The sequence below is a fragment of the Betaproteobacteria bacterium genome (genome assembly GCA_009693245.1).
Classification (GTDB): domain Bacteria; phylum Pseudomonadota; class Gammaproteobacteria; order Burkholderiales; family SHXO01; genus SHXO01.
Window position 1 is genome coordinate 15,001 of sequence record SHXO01000007.1, and the last position, 19,739, is coordinate 34,739.

Genomic DNA, 19,739 nt, shown 5'->3' on the forward strand with positions numbered 1-19,739 from the left:
GGGCTGGCGGTACGCAATGATCGCCAGGGTTTCAAGGACCGCGCGTGAGTACTTGGGCGACTTCTCCGAGCACATCCGATCAAGGTATCGTTGTAGATCGCTTCGGGTTTGAAACCGCCAGCCTCCGGCCAAGGACACCAACTCGATGCCTCTACCAGACCAATCGGCGCGCAGATCGTCCAAAAGCCGCCGCAGAAGATCATGGTCAACTTCGCTGTCGAACAACCTAGCCAGATCGTCAACCGTGACCGGCCCCGCACTGGCCAGTATGGCCGCTTCCAGAATGTTCTTAATGCTCTGTAAATCAATCTGTTCCATCGCTCAACTTGACGTAGATAGGGGAAAAAACCGACCGTTGCACCACTTTCACTAAACCCTCCCTGGCAAGTTCCAGCAAACCCAGTAGGGAAACTACCAGTCCCGGGACTCCTTGCGAGGAATCGAACAAGCTCGAAAACTCCGCAAATCCACCTGTGCGTAGGCGGCGCATGATCTGGCTCATGGATTCGCGCACGGAGAGTTGCTCGCGTGCTACCAGGTGATGTTTGTTGGCCTTCGCCCTAGCCACCAATGCCAGCCAAGCCATGCGCAAATCCTCGGGATGAACCTCCGGTAATTGCTCCACGACAACCCGCTCGAACCACGCCCGGGCTACCTTGAAGTCCCGCTCCACGACCGGTAGTTCATCCAGCCGGCGTGCCGCCATCTTCATCTGCTCATATTCCAGTAGCCGCCGTACCAATTCCGCCCGCGGATCCTCCTCATCCACGGGCTTTTCCGGTCTGGGCAGCAGCATTCGCGACTTAATTTCGATGAGAAGCGCCGCCATTAGCAGGTACTCCGCCGCCAACTCCAACTGGTGGGATCGCATGACCTCGACATAGGCCAGATACTGCCGGGTTAAATCCGCCATGGAGATATCGAGAACATTCAGATTTTGCTGCCGGATCAGATATAAGAGTAGGTCCAGCGGGCCTTCAAAGGCCTCCAGGATGATGGCAAGGGCCTCGGGAGGAATGTAGAGGTCCTTGGGTAACTCAGCCATGGGCTCGCCATAGAGACGCGCTACCGGATGCAAACGCTCAACCGGGATTTCGGCAACTACCCGCAAATGTCCCCCACCTCGTACGCTAGCCTACTCATGGACTTGGCTTCAACATCGCTTAAGAGCCGTGATTATCCGTCAATCCAGGAAGGCCACCCCTGCGGTTAAAGAAGCCACATGCGATGCCGTTATCTCGCCCCAACCGGTATCGCCACGCACGTGCTCATCGAAGACCGAATAGCTATCGCGACTACCCACCCAGAGCCCGCAGACAGATTTCGCAATGGACACTATCGAAAACAACAATCCTCTCGATGCTATCGATGCCAGAACCAAGCTGGCCGGGTCCAATAAGCTCGAAATCCTGCTTTTTTCGCTAGGTACCGAAGAGATATTCGGAATCAATGTTTTCAAGGTGAGGGAAGTCACGAAAACACCTCAGGTAACCCAAACACCCAACATGCCGCCGGGCATCCAAGGCGTGATTTCACTGCGGGGACACATCATCCCAGTCATCAGCCTTGCGAGTTTTTTCAAACTCACCGGCCGCCACAATGCCTCCGAAGACACGATGCTCGTCACCTAGTACAGTCGGCGCACGCAAGGTTTCCTCGTGCACGATGTTGACCGTATCGTGCGCGTGGATTGGGATCAAGTGAAATCCGCCGATGGCATCCTCTCCGGCCACGAGCAAATGGTCACGGCCATTACCGAGCTGCCCAGCGGGAGGCTCGTGTCCATCGTCGACGTCGAGCAGATTCTGGTGGATGCCTTTGGCGAGGCCGCGATCCCGAAGCTTGCACCAGTGGAGCAATCGCGGGACCGGACGGTGTTCTTCGTGGATGACTCTGCCGTCGCACGGCGCGAAATCTCATCCGTGCTCGACCAGCTTGGCGTGAAGTACCACCAAGCCAACAATGGCAAGGAAGCCTGGGAAAGACTACAGGGCATGGCGCAGCGTGCGACACAAGATAACCAACCCTTGCAATTGCAACTGAACGTCATACTGGTGGATGCCGAAATTCCGGAAATGGACGGCTATGTACTCACTCAGAACGTCAAGGCCGACCGCCGTTTCGAAGGAATTCCCGTGGTGATGCACTCCTCGCTTTCATCCGAGGCAAACCGCGGCATGGGCAAGAAGGTAGGCGTGGATGCCTACGTCGCCAAGTTCGATGCGGCCATGCTGGGCGATACGCTCAGGCCCTTGCTGCAAATGCATTGACCGCTTCCATGAATCACCCCCCCTCGCAACATATTGAATGACGTAAGGCGCATGACCCATGACTAAAGGTGATCTCAAGTTTCTTGTCGTAGATGATTTCTCGACCATGCGCCGCATTGTGCGCAATCTTCTCAAGGAGGTTGGAATTACCAATGTGGAGGAAGCCGAGGATGGCGTGGCCGCGCTTGCACTGCTGCGCGCGGGCAAGTTCGACTTCGTGGTAAGCGATTGGAACATGCCCAATATGACGGGGATTCAGTTACTAAGGGAAATCCGGGCGGACGCAACGCTCAAGCATCTACCCGTATTGATGGTCACCGCGGAAGCGAAGAAAGAAAACATCGTCGAAGCCGCCAAAGCCGGTGCGAACGGTTATGTCGTAAAGCCTTTCACTGCGGCGACGTTAGATGAAAAGCTCCAAAAAATCTTTCAACAAATGCAGAAATCCGGAACTCTACAATGACTCTCGCCATCGCCACCGCTTCGTCCTCCTCGCCGTCTTCAACTACCGATTCTCCCGATCTTGAAGCTTTGTTAGACAGCATAGTTTCGGCCCAGCAAATGCCCGAACCCGCGGCCGCCACCGCACCCGTATCTGGCGGCACGTATATGGTGTCTCAAGTGGGACATTTAACGCGAAAACTCTACGACACCTTGCGAGAGCTGGGCGCGGACCAAGCATTGGAGAAAGCGAGCGCCTCCATTTCAGATACCTGCGAGCGCCTTTCCTACGTGGCCAATTTGACCGACCAGGCAGCGCACCGGGCGCTGGCGGCCATCGAAACCGCCAAACCCATTCAAGACAATCTAGGGCGCGCGGCCAGCGAACTGCACGCGAATTGGGAGCGTTTCTTCAAACAGGAGTTAAGCGCCGGTCAGTTCAAAACGCTGGTGGAAAACACACGCTCTTATCTGGCTGGAGTTCCGGCCCAAGTCGGCGCCACCCAACAGCAACTCACCGAGATCATGATGGCACAAGATTTTCAGGATCTCACCGGCCAGGTGATCAAGCGCGTAACCACCGCGGCGCAGGACATGCAAAAACAACTGCTGCAATTATTGGTAGCCAATGTCCCAGCCGATAAACGCGAAGCAGCCGAAGCGAGCGGTCTTCTCAATGGCCCGGTCATCAACGCCAGGGGCCGCACAGACATAGTCACCAGCCAAGCGCAGGTCGATGATCTGCTGCAAAGCCTCGGCTTCTAAGAAAAAAGGATTGGCGCGATGAGTCACTTTCAAGGCATGGAGGAGTTGCTTAAAGACTTCCTGACAGAGGCAGGCGAGCTCCTGTCCGATGTGGACAGCAAACTCATGGAGTTGGAGCAACGTCCCAATGACAAGGAGCTGTTGAACACCATTTTTCGCGGATTCCATACGATAAAGGGGGGCGCCGGATTTCTCAACGTCACGGATCTGGTGAACCTGTGCCATTTGACGGAAAACCTCTTCGACAAGCTACGCAACTCCGAGCTTTTGCTCAATGCCGAATTGATGGATGTCATCATGTCCGCAACGGGCTGCGTCAGCGACATGTTCGGTCCGCTGCGCTCCAGCCAGTTACCGGCCCCAGCGGATCCTGGCTTGATCGCCGCCATGAAGGCAGCGCTCGAAGGAAAAACCGCCGCACCTCAACCTGCACCCGCCGCACAACCCGCCCCGCCCGTGGCGGCCGAGACACCCAAGGCAAGCACTCAGGATGCAGCGGGAGTCGACTGGCAGCACTGGCAAAACACCATCCTCGGCCAACCGAGTCCGGCTACGGCCCCTGCCGCACCCATTGCTCCCGAAAATGCCGGCGCCCCTGCGGCAGCGGCGGAAGCAGCCGCCCCGGCGCGCTCGCCTGGGCGAAGAGCGACGGACCAGCCCGACAGAGATGGCGCCCGTACAGAGCTCCGGGAGAATGACAAGGTCGCCGTGGCGGCGGCGGAATCCACCATACGCGTGGGCACCGTGCGCTTGGATCAAGTACTCAATCTCTCTGGCGAGATTGGATTGGCGAAAAACAGGCTAAATTGCTTGCGCACGGATTTGCTACAAGGCAAGCGAGATCCGGAAACTCTGCGTGAACTGGACCTCGCCGTGAGCCGTCTGGATTTACTGGTGAGCGATCTGCAAAACGCCGTGATGAAGACGCGTATGCAACCCATCTGGCGCTTGTTCCAGAAGTATCCCAGGATGGCGCGGGATCTTTCTCGCCAGCTCGGAAAGAACATCGAAGTGGCGCTGAAGGGCGAGGAAACGGAACTCGACAAAACCATGATCGAGGACCTCGGCGACCCACTCATCCATCTCGTGCGAAATGCCGTGGACCATGGCATCGAATCGCCCGCGGACCGGGTAGCCCAAGGCAAACCGGAGAAATCCATCTTGCGCCTGAAGGCCCAGCAAATCGGCGACAGCATCATCATCGAGATCAGTGACGACGGACGCGGCATGCGCCCGGATATCATCCGCAAGAAAGCGGTGGAGAAAGGCTGTATCACCGCGGACGCCGCGGCCAATCTCAACGACGACGAGTCGCTAAAACTGATCTTGCTACCGGGATTCTCCACCAAGGACACGGTAAGTGACGTCTCCGGCCGGGGCGTGGGGATGGCCGTGGTGAAGACCAAAATTCAAAAACTCAATGGCAGAATCGAAATCAAGTCCGTCATCGGCCAAGGCTCCACCTTCACTATCTACCTACCCCTCACTCTTGCCATCTTGCCGGTGCTGGTCGTGCGTTGCGGGGAACGGCCCTTCGCCGTCCCCCTGGCCTTGGTACGAGAGATCATTCCGATCCATTCAGAAGAGGTGCAGGCCATATCGGGCAAGGCAACCATGGTGATTCGCGACGAAATACTGCCTGTGTTTTCGCTCGCTTCCCTCATCGGATGGCCGCGCACGCAAGCCCCTGCCTATGGAGTGTTGATGCAATCCGCCGTGCGCTCGTTCATCCTCGCGGTGGATAGCTTTGTCGGCCGGGACGATGTAGTGATCAAACCCTTGGAAGACATCAAGCCAAGAGGCGTGGCGGGCGCCACGCAATCTGGCGACGGCTCCGTCGTATTGGTGCTCGACATGGAGGAATTATTGCGAGAGATGGCCAGCGAATCACGCGGCGATCTCCTCAAGGCAGCCGCCTAACAGTTCATCTACATAATCCTCCTTCCGCATGGGCACGTCCGCCTTTCTCGCACGGGAACCCATCCTCGATCACAGGCAAGAACTGGCCGTCTACGATCTGCGGTGGGCGGGCCAGGATTCTTCCGCCAATGGCATGGATCTTCTGGCGCTGTTGACCGGCCCGGCCGGCAAGAACTGGCTGCTGGGCTCGCGCATCGTGGTGAGCGATCGAATTCCAGCACCGCTCGCCTCACCCTCTCCGATCCCCAAGGCCGCTTACGTCGTGGAACTCGCCGGTGAAGCTGCCACGATTGCTGCGGTGCAGGCCGCGCGCGCAGCGGGTTTGGCGTGTTGTATTCGCGCGCCCACTTCGGCACCCGTGCCGCACGAACTCTATCCCAGCCTCGGGTATCTGAGCTTGGACGTTAGCCGGCTAGGCCCCGCGCTCAAAAAAGTATCCGAATCGTTGCGCAAGCTGCCCGCACAACAAATCGGCCGGCAAATCGCCTTGGAGGAATCCTTCTCGGCCGCCAAGGATGCCCATCTCGATTTATACCAAGGGTACTGGTTTTTGAATCACGGCACGCAAACCGGAGCGATCATTGGCCCCGCCTATGGGAACCTGGTGGCCTTGATGCGGCTCGCCCGAGAAAACGCGCCGGTCAGTAAGCTCGAAGATATTTTGAAGCGCGACGCTGCGTTGTCGTTCAAATTACTGCGCTACATCAACAGCGCCGGCTTCGGTCTGTCTTGCGAAATTCAGTCCTTGCGCCACGCGGTCACGGTATTGGGTTACCAGAATCTCTACCGTTGGCTCGGCTTTCTAATGGTGAACGCGGCGCGCAAGAATTCCTCCGACGCGTTGGTCACCACAGCCATCACACGCGGGCGATTGATGGAGTTGTTAGGTAAAGATTTGCTCGAAGCCGCCGAGCGCGACAATCTATTCATCGTGGGAATGTTCTCCTTGTTGGGCGCGATCTTGCGCGTGCCCATGGAAGAAATCACCAGCCAGATCCCGCTACCGGAGTCCATCGGCGATGCCCTCACGGGACGCCAAGGACCCTACGGCCCCTTCCTCCAATTGGCGGAGGCTTGCGAACAATTGCACGATCCAAAAAATAGGGAGCAAGCCGAACTCCTCGCCATGAGCCTAGATCTCAAACCGGCCTATGTGAATCGCGCCCAGATCGACGCCATCGTCTGGGCGCATGCATTGAGCGCGGGTTAGGCCGCCAAGGCTTGAGGTTGCGCTTTACGCTTCTCGAATTCCACACGCCCCTCGCGCCAATGGACCACGACCGTTTCCCTCGGCGCGAACTTGCCTTCTAGTATTTCCCGCGCTAGCGGATTCTCGATCACCGATTGAATGGCCCGTTTGAGGGGACGCGCGCCAAAGACCGGATCGAAACCCACCTGGGACAGTTCGCGCATCACTTCTCCGGAGACCTCCAAGCCGATTTCCATGGCGGCGAGGCGCTTGCGCAAATGCCCGATCTGGATGTGCGCGATGGATTCTATGTGCTTGCGATCCAAGGCGTGGAAGACCACCACCTCGTCGATGCGATTGATGAACTCGGGCCGAAAATAATTCTTCACCTCGCCCATCACCGCGTTCTTGACGCTGGCGTAATCCGATCCCGCCATCTGCTGGATCATCTGGGAACCCAAGTTGGACGTCATCACCACCACCGTGTTCTTGAAGTCCACGGTGCGGCCTTGGCCATCGGTGAGACGGCCATCATCGAGCACTTGCAGGAGCACGTTGAACACATCTGGGTGCGCTTTCTCCACCTCATCGAGCAAGATCACCGCATAGGGCTTGCGCCGCACGGCTTCCGTGAGATAACCGCCTTCTTCGTAGCCCACGTATCCGGGAGGCGCACCGATCAAGCGGGCGACCGAGTGCTTCTCCATGAACTCGGACATATCGATGCGTAGGAGATGCTCCTCGGAATCGAACAGAAATCCCGCGAGCGCCTTGCACAACTCCGTCTTCCCCACTCCCGTAGGTCCCAGGAACAGGAAGGAACCATAGGGCCGGTTGGGATCGGACAATCCCGCGCGAGAACGCCGGATGGCATCCGAGACCATCCGCACGGCTTCGTCTTGTCCGACCACGCGCTCGTGCACGCGCGCTTCCATCTTGAGGAGCTTGTCGCGCTCGCCTTGCATCATCTTGGAGACGGGAATTCCGGTGGCGCGCGAAACCACTTCCGCGATTTCCTCGGCTCCCACTTGCGTGCGCAGTAGCGTCTTCGCCTGCGCAGAGCCTTTGTCCGCCTGTTTCAACTGCGCTTCCAGTTGCGGCACGCGCCCGTATTGCAACTCCGACACTTTCTGCCAATCGCCTTTGCGTTTGGCCGCGTCCATCTCCACCTTGATGCGGTCGAGTTCTTCCTTGACGTGCTGGCTGCCTTGCACTTGAGCCTTCTCAGCCTTCCAGATTTCCTCGAGATCGGCGAACTCACGGTCGAGTTTCTCGATCTCTTCTTCCAGCAACGCCAAGCGCTGCTTGGAGGCATGGTCGGTTTCTTTCTTCACCGCCTCGCGCTCGATCTTGAGCTGAATGCCACGGCGTTCGATCTTGTCCATGGCTTCGGGCTTGGAGTCGATCTCCATGCGGATGCGCGCGGCCGCTTCATCGATCAAGTCGATGGCCTTGTCTGGCAGGAAGCGGTCGGTGATGTAACGATGAGAGAGCTCGGCCGCGGCCACGATGGCGGGATCGGTGATCTCCACGCCATGATGGACTTCGTACTTCTCCTGCAACCCGCGCAAGATGGCGATGGTGGCTTCCACCGTGGGCTCTCCCACCAACACCTTTTGGAATCGCCGCGCCAGCGCCGCGTCCTTCTCGATGTGCTTGCGATATTCATCCAAGGTCGTGGCACCGATGCAGTGCAGTTCTCCGCGCGCCAGCGCCGGTTTCAACATGTTGCCCGCGTCGATGGCGCCCTCGGCCTTGCCGGCACCCACCATGGTGTGAATCTCGTCGATGAATACGATGATGCGGCCCTCCTCCCGCGCGATTTCCTTCAGAACGGCCTTAAGACGTTCCTCGAATTCGCCACGGTACTTGGCACCCGCGAGCAGGGATGCCATGTCGAGGGACAAAACACGTTTTTCCTTGAGACTCTCCGGTACCTCGCCATTGATGATGCGCTGAGCCAGCCCTTCCACGATGGCGGTCTTCCCCACGCCTGGCTCGCCGATGAGTACCGGATTATTCTTGGTGCGCCGTTGCAGAATTTGCACGGCCCGGCGAATCTCGTCGTCGCGCCCGATCACCGGATCGAGCTTGCCTTGGCGGGCTCTCTCCGTAACGTCCAGGGTGTATTTTTCCAGCGCCACGCGCTGGCCCTCACCCTCGGCACTGCCCATGCCCTGGCCACCGCGCACGGACTCGATGGCCCGCTCAAGATGCGCTTTCAGCGCGCCGTGCTGGCGAAATAGTTTTCCGGTGTCGCCCTTATCCTCCGCGAGCGCCAATAAGAAAAGCTCGGAGGCGATGAATTGGTCACCGCGTTTTTGCGCTTCCTTGTCGGTCAAATTGAGTAGGCCGGCCAACTCACGCGAAACGTTGACTTCCCCGCCATGGCCCTCGACCTTGGGCAAACGCTCGATACTTTGCCGCAACGACTCGCGCAGCGGAACAACATTGATGCTCGCCTTGGCCAGCAGGGCGCTTGTGCCGCCGTCTTGTTGGTCCAACAAGGCCGACAGCAGATGCTGGGGCTCGATATAGGAGTGATCCTTACCCACGGCGAGACTTTGAGCCTCGGCGAAGGCTTGCTGAAATTTCGTGGTGAACTTGTCAAAGCGCATGATGGCACCCTAATAGTGGATGAGCGTGGATGGGGGTTACCGGTCAAATGAGGCCTGGGCGGAAAATTTCAACATCCGGGGTTGAAGAGACGGAGGAACAATGGCACAGTCGCGTTCCAAGTTCCACTCTACCCTCTATCTACCCTATATCTAATTTCTCATCCCGTCTCCCATGAAACGCTATCTTGTACTGGCGGGCCTCTTACCCGCATTGATTCACGTCAATACCTTGGCCGGCGAACCCTCGGACTTCACCCTCAAGGCGCGTGGCATCGCCGGGCAACTGGTACAGGAATTGGGCGCCGGGCTTAAGAAGGAAATGTCCAGTAACGGACCCGCCAGCGCCATATCCGCGTGCAAGAACCTAGCACCCGAGATTGCGGGCCGGCTGTCGCGCGAACACGGCGCCCGAGTCGCCAGGGTAAGCCTCAAGGTACGCAACCCGCTGCTCGGCCAGGCGGACAGTTGGGAGCAATCGGTACTTGCGAGCTTTGACCGCGTCGCAAGCGAGAAACCGGAAGCCCTGGAGTACAGCGAAATCGTCACCGAACCGCAGGGCCGGTATTTTCGCTATATGAAGGCCATTCCAGTACAGCCGTTGTGTTTAAGCTGCCACGGTTCGCCGGAGGCGATTCCGGGCGAGGTCAAGGCCATCCTGGCCAAGGAGTACCCCCATGACCAGGCCACTGGCTACAGCACCGGCCAGATTCGGGGCGCGGTTACCATCAAGCAGCGGCTAGACTGAAGCTGGCTGGCCTATCCGGCGTGCGCGAGTTCTCTCGCGAAATTCTTGGCGTGGGGCCGCTCTTCCGGATAGGGATAGAGCGTGCTGCAAGCCACGCTGCGATTGGCGGTTTCGACTAGACGCACATGCTCCCGGCGAAACTCGCGCGCGTGTTTGAGCCCGCAGGAGTGCGCGATCATGTCGATCTCCTTGTTCATATTCTTGGCGTAATGGGCCACGCGCAAATACTTTTCCTCCACTACCAAGCCGCGCTGCAACCGCTTGTTGTGCGTGGTGATCCCCGCGGGACAAGCGTTGGTGTGGCAACGCAGCGCTTGAATACAGCCCAGTGCGAACATGAAACCACGGGCCGTGTTAATGAAATCCGCGCCCACGCATAGCGCCCAAGCAGCCTTGGCGGGCGTGACCAACTGGCCCGATGCCACGACGCGGATGCGTTGCTTGAGACCGGATTCCAGCAAGGCGTCCACCACGCGAGGCAGCGCCTCAGAGATGGGTAGACCCATGTGATCGGCCAAGGCTTTAGGCGAAGCACCGCTGCCGCCCTCGCCGCCGTCGATCACGAGGAAGTCGGGCGCATGGTCCACTCCGCGGCGGTGCACCGCTTCGCAAAGTTGATGCATGAATTGCCATCCGCCGATGGCGGTTTTAACGCCCACTGGACGGCCGGTGAGATCGCGCAGGTCGCTCACCTTGTCGAGCAAGTCATCGATATTGGCAATGTCGCGGTGGCGGTTCGGGCTGATGGAATCCTTATGGGCGGGAATGCCGCGAATGCGCGCGATCTCCTCGTTCACCTTCCCCGCCGGGAGCACGCCGCCCTTGCCAGGTTTCGCACCTTGGGACAGTTTGATCTCAAAAGCCGAGACTCTCTCGGCAATGGCGCGCGCACGCGAGCGCGAAAAGGAACCATCCTCCTCGCGCACACCGTACTTGGCGGTGCCAATTTGCATGATGACGTCGCAGCCGCCTTCGTTATGGTATGGCGAAAGCCCGCCTTCTCCGGTATCCAGCCAGCAGCGCGCTTCCGCCGCGCCGCGAGAAAGGGCTCGCACCGCCGGCTCGGAAATGGCGCCGTAACTCATACCGCTGATATTGATCAAGGAGCGCGCCCTAAAAGGCTGCTCGCAGTAGCCCTCGCCGATCACCAGTGCCGGTGTCTGAACGCTGTCTTCTTCAAGCACCGGAAAAGGCGCATTCACGAATATGAGGGAACCCGGTTGCTTCAAATCGTGGGTCGAACCAAAGCCGATGATGCCGCCTTCGTCCTTCGCCAAGCGGTAGACCCAACCCCGGGTGGAGCGGTTGAAGGGAAGCTCGTCGCGGTCCCTCGCGAACATATACTGGCGCAGATACTCGCCCAGTTGCTCCAAGAGGTAACGCAGGCGGCCAATGACCGGAAAGTTGCGCAGAACCGTGTGCTTTTTCTGGGTGATGTCCCGCACGAACCAGTAGAGCAACACCCCGACCACGACCAACCCGAGGATCGTCCCTGCTCCTTGCAACAATACATCGAGCATCGCGCTTTTTCCGCTGTTGTAACCGACAGCGGAATTAACGGTAATTTCGAGGAGGGCTTTATCTCTTGCGCGCGATTAAATCGATCAAGGCCGCGGCACCCACGTGCTTGGTCCCTTCGCGCAATTCGTATTCGTGCTCGGCAAGGTGAAGGATCCGCATCCCGCTCACCAATTCACGCAGCAAGTCCGAGGAATAAAGATGCGATAACTCCTTCGGTCCCCCGGACCTGAAATTCAGCTGCTCAGGCGTGAAGCCTTGCAGCAACAACATTCCGCCCGGCTTGAGTGTGCTTACGATGCCGTCAAACAACGCACCACGCCCCTCGGGCGCGGCGAACTGGATAAAAATAGTGAGCACGGCATCGAAATCTTCTGGCTGCCACCGCCACCCGCGAATGTCATCTTCCAGAAATTTCGGCGATACAGCGTGATCCGCCGCCAGCTTACGAGCCTTGTTCAGGGCCAGTGGGGAGATGTCCACGCCCACCACCTCGCACCCGAGCTTCGCCAGCCAGACACTGTTGCGGCCTTCGCCGCAGGCGATGTCCAACACACGCATGCCAGGAGCGAACCGGTGCTTCTGGGAGAGCAAGAAAGCGTTGGGTTCAGTCCCAAAGATGTATTCGGGCGCCGCATAACGCTTGTCCCAAAACTCCCTCGCGTCGTCGAACCCCGGCGTATTCACGCGGCGCAGCGAGACGCGATGAAGTCCTTCACTGCCTGCGCGTCTACATCCATCACTTCGGCCCGCAAAGGGAGTTTGTCCATGCCTTCGTAACCGGGGGGCACGGCGGGATCCCGTCCCAAGGCTTCGCGTATGGTGGCCGCGAATTTCGCCGGCAGCGCGGTTTCAAGACAGACCACCGGTACCCCGGGCTCGCGAAGTTCCATCGCCACCTTCACGCCATCGGCCGTATGGGTGTCGATCATGACCCCGTGTTCCTTGTACACATACCGGATGGTAGCCAGGCGGTCCGCGTGCGTACTGCTACCGGACACGAACCCGTACTTGCCCAATTGTCCCGAGTAAGGCGTGTTCGCCAAATCGAACCCGCCTTCGGTATCCACCTTGCGCCACAGGTCCTTCACCACCCGCGGATTCTGGCCCACTAAATCGTAGATGAAGCGCTCGAAGTTCGACGCCTTGGATATATCCATGGAGGGACTCGATGTTTGCACCACCTCCGATCCCTTGCGCACCCGGTAACGGCCAGACTTGAAAAACTCCTCCAGTACATTGTTCTCGTTGGTGGCGAGCATCAATTTATGAATGGGCAAGCCCATTTGCCGCGCGATGTGGCCCGCGAAAATATTTCCGAAGTTGCCCGAGGGCACGCAGATGGACACGGGACCGCCCACTTTCTTCGCGGCACCAAAGTAGGCCTTGAAGTAGTACACCACTTGGGCCACGATGCGCGCCCAGTTGATGGAATTCACCGCGCCGATTTTGTAGCGCGCCTTGAACGCCGCGTCGTTGCTCACGGCCTTGACGATGTCCTGGCATTCGTCGAACACGCCGCGAATGGCGATGTTGAAGATGTTGGCGTCTTGCAGCGAATACATCTGCGCCGTTTGAAACGGGCTCATCTTGCCGTACGGCGAGAGCATGAACACCCTCACCCCGAGTTTTCCCCGCAGCGCGTACTCCGCCGCCGATCCCGTGTCACCCGACGTCGCGCCCAGGATATTGATCTTGCTCCCGCTCTTGCCCAGCGCGTATTCGAACAGGTGCCCGAGAAACTGCATGGCGATGTCCTTGAAGGCCAGCGTGGGCCCATTGGACAGCCCCAGTAAGTGTAGTCCGGGTTCGAGGGTCTGGATGGGCGTGATATCCGAGGAACGGAATACTTCCTTCGTATAGGTGCGCTTGAGCAACGCACGCAGATCGCCTTCCGGAATATCGTCCACGTAGGGCCGCATGATCTCGAAGGCCAGTTCTGCGTAGGGCAGCGTACTCAACCGAACGAGCGTCCCATGATCCAGATGCGGGTAACGCTCCGGCATCACTAATCCGCCATCGGGTCCCAGTCCCTCCAGCAAGATGTCGCAAAAAGGCTTGGCCGGCATGCCGCCGCGCGTACTTACATATTGCATCTAATCGAGATCTTCTTGCCGGATGAGTTTGACTGGACCCAGCACCACCGGCAGCGCCTCGATGGCCGCCAAAGCCGCGCGCACGTTTTTCTCGACCGCCATGTGGGTGAGGAAGATGATGTCCACTTGCTCCTCGCCAGCCTGCGCTTCCTTCTGCACCATGGCGTCGATGGAGATTTGTTGATCGGCGAAGATGCGCGTGACGTCGGCCAGCACACCGGGCTGGTCCTTCACCCGCATGCGCAGGTAATAGCAGGTTTCTACCTCGCCGATGGGTAGGATGGGAGTGTCTGCCAGCCGGTCGGCTTGAAAAGCGAGATGGGGCACGCGGTGCTCGGGATCGGCCGTGAGCAAACGCGTGACGTCCACCAAATCGGCGACGATGGCCGAGGCGGTGGGTTCCGAACCGGCGCCCGCGCCGTAGTACAAAGTTTCGCCCACGGCATCGCCCTTCACCACCACGGCGTTCATCACGCCTTCCACGTTCGCGATGAGCCTGTGCTTCGGAATCAGCGTCGGGTGTACGCGCAATTCGATGCCCTTTGGCGTTCGCCGTGTGATGCCGAGTAATTTGATACGGTAGCCAAGTTGTTCGGCATAGCGGATGTCGTCTTGCTCCAGCTTCGCGATGCCTTCCGTGTAGGCTGCCTTGAAATTCATGGGAATGCCGAAGGCGATCGCGCTCATGATGGTGAGCTTGTGGGCAGCGTCGATACCTTCGATGTCGAAGGTGGGATCCGCCTCGGCATAGCCCAAGCGCTGCGCTTCCTTCAGCACGTCGGCGAAGGCCAGGCCCTTGCTGCGCATCTCCGACAAAATGAAGTTGGAGGTACCGTTGATAATGCCCGCGATCCACGCAATGCGGTTCGCCGTGAGCCCTTCGCGCAAAGCCTTGATGATGGGAATGCCGCCGGCGACCGCTGCCTCGAAATTCACGGTGACGCCTTGCTTGCTCGCCGCCGCGAAAATTTCGTTACCGTGAGTGGCCAGCAAAGCCTTGTTGGCCGTCACCACGTGCTTGCCAGCGGCGATGGCTTTCAGCACCAGATCCTTGGCCGCCGTGTAGCCGCCGATCAACTCGATGACGATATCTATCTCGCGGTTGGCGATGATGTCCAGCCCGTTCTTGGTAACGACCGCCCGGCCGCGCACGATGCGCTCGGCCCGCTCCACATCCAAATCCGCCACCATGGTGATGGCGATGTCGCGGCCCGCGCGGCGAGAGATTTCCTCGCGGTTTCGTTCCAGCACCTTGAAGGTGCCCGAGCCCACGGTGCCGATGCCCAGCAAACCTACTTGAATGGGTTTCATTTGCTTACAAGCTCCACCGTTCCCGCTCTGCTGGGTGAAGATAACAATCCATCCTTGCGGAACATGTCCTTGATGCCACGAATGGCTTGCCGGGTGCGCGCCTCGTTCTCGATCATGGCGAAGCGCACGTAGTCATCGCCATATTGGCCAAATCCGATACCGGGCGCCACGGCTACCTTTGCGTCGTTCAACAGCCGCTTGGAAAATTCCAACGACTTCAATTCGCTGTATGCATCGGGAATGCGCGCCCACACATACATCGAGGCTTTGGGAATTTCGACGTTCCAACCGGCGGCGTGCAACCCTTGGCAAAGCACGTCGCGGCGTTTTTGGTAGGTGCCGCGCACTACCTCCACGCAATCCTGCGGGCCTTCCAGCGCCACGATGGAGGCCACCTGGATGGGCGTGAAGGTGCCGTAGTCGTGATAGCTCTTGATGCGTGCGAGAGCACCCACCAGATCGCGGTTGCCCACCATGAAGCCCACGCGCCAGCCCGCCATGTTGTAGCTCTTCGACAAGGTAAAGAACTCCACCGCCACGTCCTTGGCGCCTGGTACTTGCATGATGGAGGGCGCCACATAGCCGTCGAACACGATGTCGGCATAGGCCAAGTCGTGCACCACGTAGATGCCATGCTCCTTGGCCAGGGCCACGATCTTCTCGAAGAAGGACAACTCCACGCACTGCGCCGTGGGATTGCTGGGAAAATTCAGTATGAGGAACTTCGGTTTGGGATAGCCCTCATGAATGGCTTTCTGCATTTCGGTGAAGAAGTCCACGCCCGGCGTCATGGGAATGTGGCGAATATCCGCCCCTGCGATCACCGGCCCATAGATATGAATCGGATAACTGGGGTTGGGCACCAGCACCGTGTCGCCCGCATCCAGCGTTGCCAGGGCCAGATGGGCCAAGCCTTCCTTGGAGCCGATGGTCGAGATCGCTTCCGTGTCGGGGTCCAGATCCACACCGAAGCGCTGCCGGTACCAATAGCAGATGGCCTTGCGCAAGCGGATGACGCCCTTGGAAACGGAGTAACGGTGCGTATCGGGCCGCTGCGCGGATTCGACCAGCTTGGCCACGATGTGAGGCGGTGTCGGCTGGTCGGGGTTACCCATGCCAAAATCGATGATGTCCTCGCCTCGCTTGCGCGCCGCGGCCTTGAGTTCCGCGGTGATGTTGAACACGTAGGGCGGAAGACGTTTAATACGGGGGAACTGCTCCATGAATGCTCGATCCTCAATCAGTACCGTCAATCGTACCGTTATGCACAGCCGTTCAAGTGGACGGCCTGCTCCTATAATGCTACCGGAAAAGCTCTTTATCTCAAACCTTTACAACGGTTTTCGGCATTGAAACTACATCTTTCGCGCTTCGCCGGCCAGAACTCCTTCAGCGGTTATGGCGAAGACTATGTCACCATCAACGGCCAGCGCCATGCGCACAGCATCCTTGTACTACCGGATGAGCTGCGCGATTGGTCACCCGCGCGGCTAGACGAAAACGCATTCGCCGTATTGATGGATCTACCCGTGGAAATACTACTGCTCGGTACGGGGCGCACGCTGCTCTTTCCGCATCCTTCCATCGCCGTCAGCTTTCGGCATAAGGGCGTCGGACTCGAGGTCATGGACACGGCCGCCGCCTGCCGGACCTACAACATCTTGCTCTCCGAAGCGCGCAAGGTCGGTGCCGCTATCTTTATTGAAGCCCCGCCAAAACCTTGATGTGGGCCACCACGCTACGACCCAAGGCAGACAAAGCGTAACCCCCTTCGAGCACCGAGACGATGCGGCCTTGGGCATGCCGGTTGGCCACCTCCACCAACAACTTCGTCACCCAAGCGTAATCGGCCTCGACCAGCCCAAGGGAAGCCATATCGTCTTCCCGGTGCGCGTCGAAGCCGGCGGAAATAAACAAGCATTCCGGGGCAAAGGAATCCAGCGCCGGTAGCCAATGCTTTTCCACCGCCGCGCGAAACTGGCGGCCGTCGCTGCGTGCAGGCAGGGGAATATTCACCATGCGCTCCGAGCGCCCCTCGATTCCGCTGTAAGGATAGAAAGGGTGCTGGAAGGTCGAGACCATCAACACGCGCTCATCGTCCTGAAATATGTTCTGCGTGCCGTTGCCGTGGTGGACGTCGAAATCCACCACGGCCACGCGCGCGAGGCCATGATGTTCGAGCGCATGAGCCGCGCCCACGGCCACGTTATTGAAAAAACAAAAACCCATGGCACGCGCGCGTTCCGCGTGATGACCGGGCGGGCGAACGGCGCAAAAGGCACGCTGCTCTTTCGCACCCAGCACGAGACCAGCTGCCAGTTCCACCGCCCCGGCCGCCCGCATGGCCGCGCGCAGGCTATGGGAATTCATGGCCGTATCGGGATCCAGATGCACGTGTCCTTCGCGGGGCGCGCATTGCTCAAGGGCTTGGATGTAGCGCGGCACATGCACTCGCGCAAGGGCGGCCGCGCTCGCCAGCGGCGCTTCGTATTCCGTCAATTGCGCCAGCACACCGCTGGCGATCAATTGGTCGCGAATGGCGCCAAGGCGCTCGGGACATTCCGGGTGGCCCGAACCCATTTCATGGAGCGCGCAGTCGGGGTGGGTGATGAAAGCGGTTCCCATTAGTCGATTACAGGTTCACTGTGGGCGGAATTGGAGAAGAAATCGCGCAACGTTGCTCTGGGGGATTAACAAGTGGATCGCCCCTTGTTCGTAACATGATTGTTGCCGAAGCGAGTGCATGCGTTTTGGTTCCGGCTATGCCGGCTTAGGCTAAAACATCCTAGTCATTAAGTCAGTGGTACAGTTCCTGCACAATGGCACTTTCTTCTCCGTCCGGTTCCTTGTCACATGCAACGTGACAGCCTCCTAAAGAGCATTCTAAGCAGCGTCAAGGCACCCGGCACCGCGCCCGTCACGAACACGGACACGGACAAAGAGCTGCAAGACGCCACCGAAGCGTTGCACCGGGTGATCGCACAAGTGAATGCCATCGTGCTGGGTAAAGAAGCGCCCGTCAAGCTCACGCTGGCTGGCTTGCTGGCACGCGGGCATTTACTCATTGAAGATATGCCCGGCGTGGGAAAAACAACGCTGGCTCATGCGGTAGCGCGTTCCTTGGGTCTTAGTTTCCAGCGCATTCAATTCACCAGCGACTTGCTGCCCGCGGATATTCTGGGCACCTCGGTCTTCGACCGTGACACGTCCAGCTTTCGCTTTCATGCCGGGCCCATCTTCTCGCATCTGATATTGGCCGACGAAGTGAATCGCGCCACGCCCAAGGCACAAAGCGCCCTCCTGGAAGCGATGGAAGAGCGCCAGGTCACCTTGGACGGCGACACCCGGGCATTGCCCGATCCGTTCTTCGTCATCGCCACGCAAAATCCTTCCACTCAGGTGGGCACCTATCCGCTGCCGGAGTCGCAGTTGGACCGCTTCCTCATGCGTATCCAATTGGGCTTTCCCGATGCGCGAGCGGAGCGCGCTTTGCTCGCGGGCGATGATCGGCGCGAGATGCTCGCGCGCATTTCCCCGTTGATGAACCTGGCGCAATTGTCCTGCCTGCAACGCGCCGTGCGTAACATGCATGTCTCGGATGCACTACTGGATTACGTGCAGGCCATCCTCGCCCATACGCGCTCCCATCCAGACCTCAAGCACGGCTTGAGTCCTCGCTGTGTGGTGTTCCTGTTGCACGCCGCGCGCGCCATGTCCTTCCTCAACACGCGCACCTTCGTGGTTCCGGAGGATTTGCAAGCCGTGCTGGGTCCCGTTATCGGACACCGGCTTCAAGGAAGCACGGCCTCGAATTCCACGGAATCCTTCGTGCGAAAAATTCTCGGCAGCGTTCCGATTCCCTAGAGTCATCATGGTGGGTGCGTTGCGGGGCTATTTCACGGCATGGCTCAACCGCCGCCACCAACACGAAATTCCGCCCGTTCGCCTGACACAGCGGCGCATCTATGTACTGCCCACGCGCCCGGGCTTGCTGTTCGGCAGCACTTTGGTGGTCATGCTGGTGGGGGCCATCAATTACAACCTGAGCCTTGGGTACGTGCTCGTGTTCTTGCTATGCGGTGTGGGTATCGCCTCTTTGCTACATACCTACCGCTGCTTGGCCGGCCTGTCTCTCCGCCCGGGGAAGAGCGGCGCCGTGTTCGCCGGCGACACCGGTACGTTAGCCATGCTCATCCGCAATCCGGCCACCGTGTATCGCTATGGCGTGGAACTGTCGCTGGACAACCTGGGCACCACCACTGTGGACGTGGAGCCCTTGAGCGAGACCATCGCCCGGGTCTCGGTTCCAACCGAGCGCAGAGGAGTGCTTCGCTTCAAGCGATGGAGGATCACCTCCACCTATCCCTTAGGACTGACACGCGCTTGGGGTTACGCGCACCTGGGCAGCGAAATCATCGTCTACCCCCGGCCAGAACCCGCCGGCCCTCCTCCCCCTCTGGACGCCGCAAGCGGGATCGACGGACGTCATGGTGACCACGGCCAAGAGGACTTCGCTGGATTGCGCCGTTACCAACAGGGCGACTCGTTGAAACACATCGCGTGGAAGGCCCTGGCGCACGGGCACCCTTTACTCAGCAAGCAATTCACCGGCGGCACGCTCCCCGAGCTTCATCTTCGCTGGACCGATACCGGTGCCGAACTCGGAACCGAAGGCAGACTTTCTCGTTTGTGCCGCTGGAGCCTGGAGGCCTCGGCGCTTGGCGTGCCCTATGAGCTGGAACTGCCCGGGACATGTATTCCCATGGGGACAGGACCTGCCCATGACGAGGCGTGCCTGCAAGCCCTGGCGTTGTTCGAATCACAGTGAAAACCCTGGCCGCTAAATCACCCCTCCCAACCCTGAGC

At 59.1% G+C, this 19,739-nt stretch carries 17 protein-coding genes and 1 pseudogene (1 of these 18 running past the window's edge); 9 read left to right on the forward strand and 9 right to left on the reverse strand.

All coding sequences use genetic code 11. The features are described from left to right. Together scpB and EXR36_02045 are read right to left on the reverse strand one after the other, a co-directional pair. Positions 1-318, reverse strand: the start of a protein-coding gene (gene scpB / locus EXR36_02040; GenBank protein MSQ58446.1) for an SMC-Scp complex subunit ScpB. The gene continues 330 nt to the left of window position 1, outside the view; only the first 318 of its 648 coding nucleotides appear in the window; its start codon is at positions 316-318; its stop codon lies beyond the left edge, outside the window. Beyond that, positions 305-1,045 (reverse strand): segregation/condensation protein A, encoded by a 741-nt coding sequence (locus tag EXR36_02045; GenBank protein ID MSQ58447.1) that lies wholly within the window; start codon positions 1,043-1,045, stop codon positions 305-307. The genes scpB and EXR36_02045 overlap by 14 nt, the downstream gene beginning before the upstream one ends. A gap of 283 nt (positions 1,046-1,328) precedes the next feature. On the opposite strand from EXR36_02045, the pseudogene EXR36_02050 reads away from it, so the two are divergent. The 5 genes and pseudogenes from EXR36_02050 to EXR36_02070 all read left to right on the forward strand — a co-directional run bounded on the left by EXR36_02050 (position 1,329) and on the right by EXR36_02070 (position 6,606). Continuing rightward, a pseudogene (locus tag EXR36_02050) lies at positions 1,329-2,270 on the forward strand (chemotaxis protein CheV). 58 nt (positions 2,271-2,328) lie between these two features. Further along, positions 2,329-2,733: a chemotaxis protein CheY gene (gene cheY, locus EXR36_02055; GenBank protein ID MSQ58448.1), complete on the forward strand. Its 405-nt coding sequence runs from the start codon at positions 2,329-2,331 to the stop codon at positions 2,731-2,733. Beyond that, on the forward strand, positions 2,730-3,476 hold the full coding sequence (cheZ, locus tag EXR36_02060; protein ID MSQ58449.1) for a protein phosphatase CheZ: 747 nt from the start codon (positions 2,730-2,732) through the stop codon (positions 3,474-3,476). Before cheY ends, cheZ begins: the two co-directional genes overlap by 4 nt. A gap of 18 nt (positions 3,477-3,494) precedes the next feature. Continuing rightward, the gene (locus EXR36_02065; GenBank protein MSQ58450.1) at positions 3,495-5,396 is read left to right on the forward strand and encodes a chemotaxis protein CheA; all 1,902 of its coding nucleotides are present in this window, start codon (positions 3,495-3,497) and stop codon (positions 5,394-5,396) included. 28 nt (positions 5,397-5,424) lie between these two features. Beyond that, positions 5,425-6,606: an HDOD domain-containing protein gene (locus tag EXR36_02070; protein MSQ58451.1), complete on the forward strand. Its 1,182-nt coding sequence runs from the start codon at positions 5,425-5,427 to the stop codon at positions 6,604-6,606. On the opposite strand, the gene clpB is transcribed toward EXR36_02070, so the two are convergent. Beyond that, positions 6,603-9,203: an ATP-dependent chaperone ClpB gene (gene clpB / locus EXR36_02075; protein MSQ58452.1), complete on the reverse strand. Its 2,601-nt coding sequence runs from the start codon at positions 9,201-9,203 to the stop codon at positions 6,603-6,605. The two genes, EXR36_02070 and clpB, sit on opposite strands and share 4 nt — an antisense overlap. A gap of 172 nt (positions 9,204-9,375) precedes the next feature. Here clpB and EXR36_02080 point away from each other — a divergent pair, with 172 nt between their 5' ends. Continuing rightward, positions 9,376-9,948, forward strand: a complete 573-nt coding sequence (locus tag EXR36_02080) for a DUF3365 domain-containing protein (GenBank protein MSQ58453.1) — start codon at positions 9,376-9,378, stop codon at positions 9,946-9,948. A gap of 11 nt (positions 9,949-9,959) precedes the next feature. On the opposite strand, the gene EXR36_02085 is transcribed toward EXR36_02080, so the two are convergent. The 5 genes from EXR36_02085 to EXR36_02105 are packed head-to-tail and all read right to left on the reverse strand — an operon-like array spanning position 9,960 to position 16,096. Then, positions 9,960-11,468 (reverse strand): FMN-binding glutamate synthase family protein, encoded by a 1,509-nt coding sequence (locus EXR36_02085; protein ID MSQ58454.1) that lies wholly within the window; start codon positions 11,466-11,468, stop codon positions 9,960-9,962. A 58-nt stretch (positions 11,469-11,526) separates the two neighbouring features. Next, a complete protein-coding gene (locus EXR36_02090) occupies positions 11,527-12,162 on the reverse strand; it encodes a class I SAM-dependent methyltransferase (protein MSQ58455.1) in 636 nt (211 codons plus the stop codon). Then, complete coding sequence (locus EXR36_02095) at positions 12,150-13,562, reverse strand: threonine synthase (GenBank protein MSQ58456.1); 1,413 nt, start codon at positions 13,560-13,562, stop codon at positions 12,150-12,152. Before EXR36_02095 ends, EXR36_02090 begins: the two co-directional genes overlap by 13 nt. Further along, complete coding sequence (locus tag EXR36_02100) at positions 13,563-14,873, reverse strand: homoserine dehydrogenase (GenBank protein MSQ58457.1); 1,311 nt, start codon at positions 14,871-14,873, stop codon at positions 13,563-13,565. Then, positions 14,870-16,096, reverse strand: a complete 1,227-nt coding sequence (locus EXR36_02105; protein MSQ58458.1) for an alanine transaminase — start codon at positions 16,094-16,096, stop codon at positions 14,870-14,872. Before EXR36_02105 ends, EXR36_02100 begins: the two co-directional genes overlap by 4 nt. A 126-nt stretch (positions 16,097-16,222) precedes the next feature. Between EXR36_02105 and EXR36_02110 the strand changes: the two genes are divergently transcribed. Then, positions 16,223-16,597, forward strand: a complete 375-nt coding sequence (locus EXR36_02110; GenBank protein ID MSQ58459.1) for a hypothetical protein — start codon at positions 16,223-16,225, stop codon at positions 16,595-16,597. Here EXR36_02110 and EXR36_02115 read toward each other — a convergent pair. Beyond that, the gene (locus EXR36_02115; GenBank protein ID MSQ58460.1) at positions 16,572-17,498 is read right to left on the reverse strand and encodes a histone deacetylase family protein; all 927 of its coding nucleotides are present in this window, start codon (positions 17,496-17,498) and stop codon (positions 16,572-16,574) included. The genes EXR36_02110 and EXR36_02115 overlap by 26 nt on opposite strands. 228 nt (positions 17,499-17,726) lie before the next feature. Here EXR36_02115 and EXR36_02120 point away from each other — a divergent pair, with 228 nt between their 5' ends. Together EXR36_02120 and EXR36_02125 are read left to right on the forward strand one after the other, a co-directional pair. Further along, positions 17,727-18,737 carry an AAA family ATPase gene (locus EXR36_02120; GenBank protein MSQ58461.1) on the forward strand — a complete coding sequence of 337 codons (1,011 nt, stop codon included), beginning with the start codon at positions 17,727-17,729 and terminating at the stop codon, positions 18,735-18,737. A gap of 7 nt (positions 18,738-18,744) precedes the next feature. After that, positions 18,745-19,701 carry a DUF58 domain-containing protein gene (locus EXR36_02125; GenBank protein MSQ58462.1) on the forward strand — a complete coding sequence of 319 codons (957 nt, stop codon included), beginning with the start codon at positions 18,745-18,747 and terminating at the stop codon, positions 19,699-19,701. Positions 19,702-19,739 lie beyond the last annotated feature (38 nt).

What these genes read in the sequence shown, in the direction of transcription:
- cheZ (MSQ58449.1), top strand. Translation starts at nt 2,730, where the DNA reads ATGACTCTCGCCATCGCCACCGCTTCGTCCTCCTCGCCGTCTTCAACT.
- EXR36_02125 (MSQ58462.1), top strand. Translation starts at nt 18,745, where the DNA reads ATGGTGGGTGCGTTGCGGGGCTATTTCACGGCATGGCTCAACCGCCGC.
- EXR36_02115 (MSQ58460.1), bottom strand. Translation starts at nt 17,498, where the DNA reads ATGGGAACCGCTTTCATCACCCACCCCGACTGCGCGCTCCATGAAATG.
- EXR36_02070 (MSQ58451.1), top strand. Translation starts at nt 5,425, where the DNA reads ATGGGCACGTCCGCCTTTCTCGCACGGGAACCCATCCTCGATCACAGG.
- EXR36_02080 (MSQ58453.1), top strand. Translation starts at nt 9,376, where the DNA reads ATGAAACGCTATCTTGTACTGGCGGGCCTCTTACCCGCATTGATTCAC.
- EXR36_02100 (MSQ58457.1), bottom strand. Translation starts at nt 14,873, where the DNA reads ATGAAACCCATTCAAGTAGGTTTGCTGGGCATCGGCACCGTGGGCTCG.
- EXR36_02095 (MSQ58456.1), bottom strand. Translation starts at nt 13,562, where the DNA reads ATGCAATATGTAAGTACGCGCGGCGGCATGCCGGCCAAGCCTTTTTGC.
- EXR36_02105 (MSQ58458.1), bottom strand. Translation starts at nt 16,096, where the DNA reads ATGGAGCAGTTCCCCCGTATTAAACGTCTTCCGCCCTACGTGTTCAAC.
- cheY (MSQ58448.1), top strand. Translation starts at nt 2,329, where the DNA reads ATGACTAAAGGTGATCTCAAGTTTCTTGTCGTAGATGATTTCTCGACC.
- EXR36_02065 (MSQ58450.1), top strand. Translation starts at nt 3,495, where the DNA reads ATGAGTCACTTTCAAGGCATGGAGGAGTTGCTTAAAGACTTCCTGACA.
- EXR36_02085 (MSQ58454.1), bottom strand. Translation starts at nt 11,468, where the DNA reads ATGCTCGATGTATTGTTGCAAGGAGCAGGGACGATCCTCGGGTTGGTC.
- clpB (MSQ58452.1), bottom strand. Translation starts at nt 9,203, where the DNA reads ATGCGCTTTGACAAGTTCACCACGAAATTTCAGCAAGCCTTCGCCGAG.
- EXR36_02045 (MSQ58447.1), bottom strand. Translation starts at nt 1,045, where the DNA reads ATGGCTGAGTTACCCAAGGACCTCTACATTCCTCCCGAGGCCCTTGCC.
- EXR36_02120 (MSQ58461.1), top strand. Translation starts at nt 17,727, where the DNA reads ATGCAACGTGACAGCCTCCTAAAGAGCATTCTAAGCAGCGTCAAGGCA.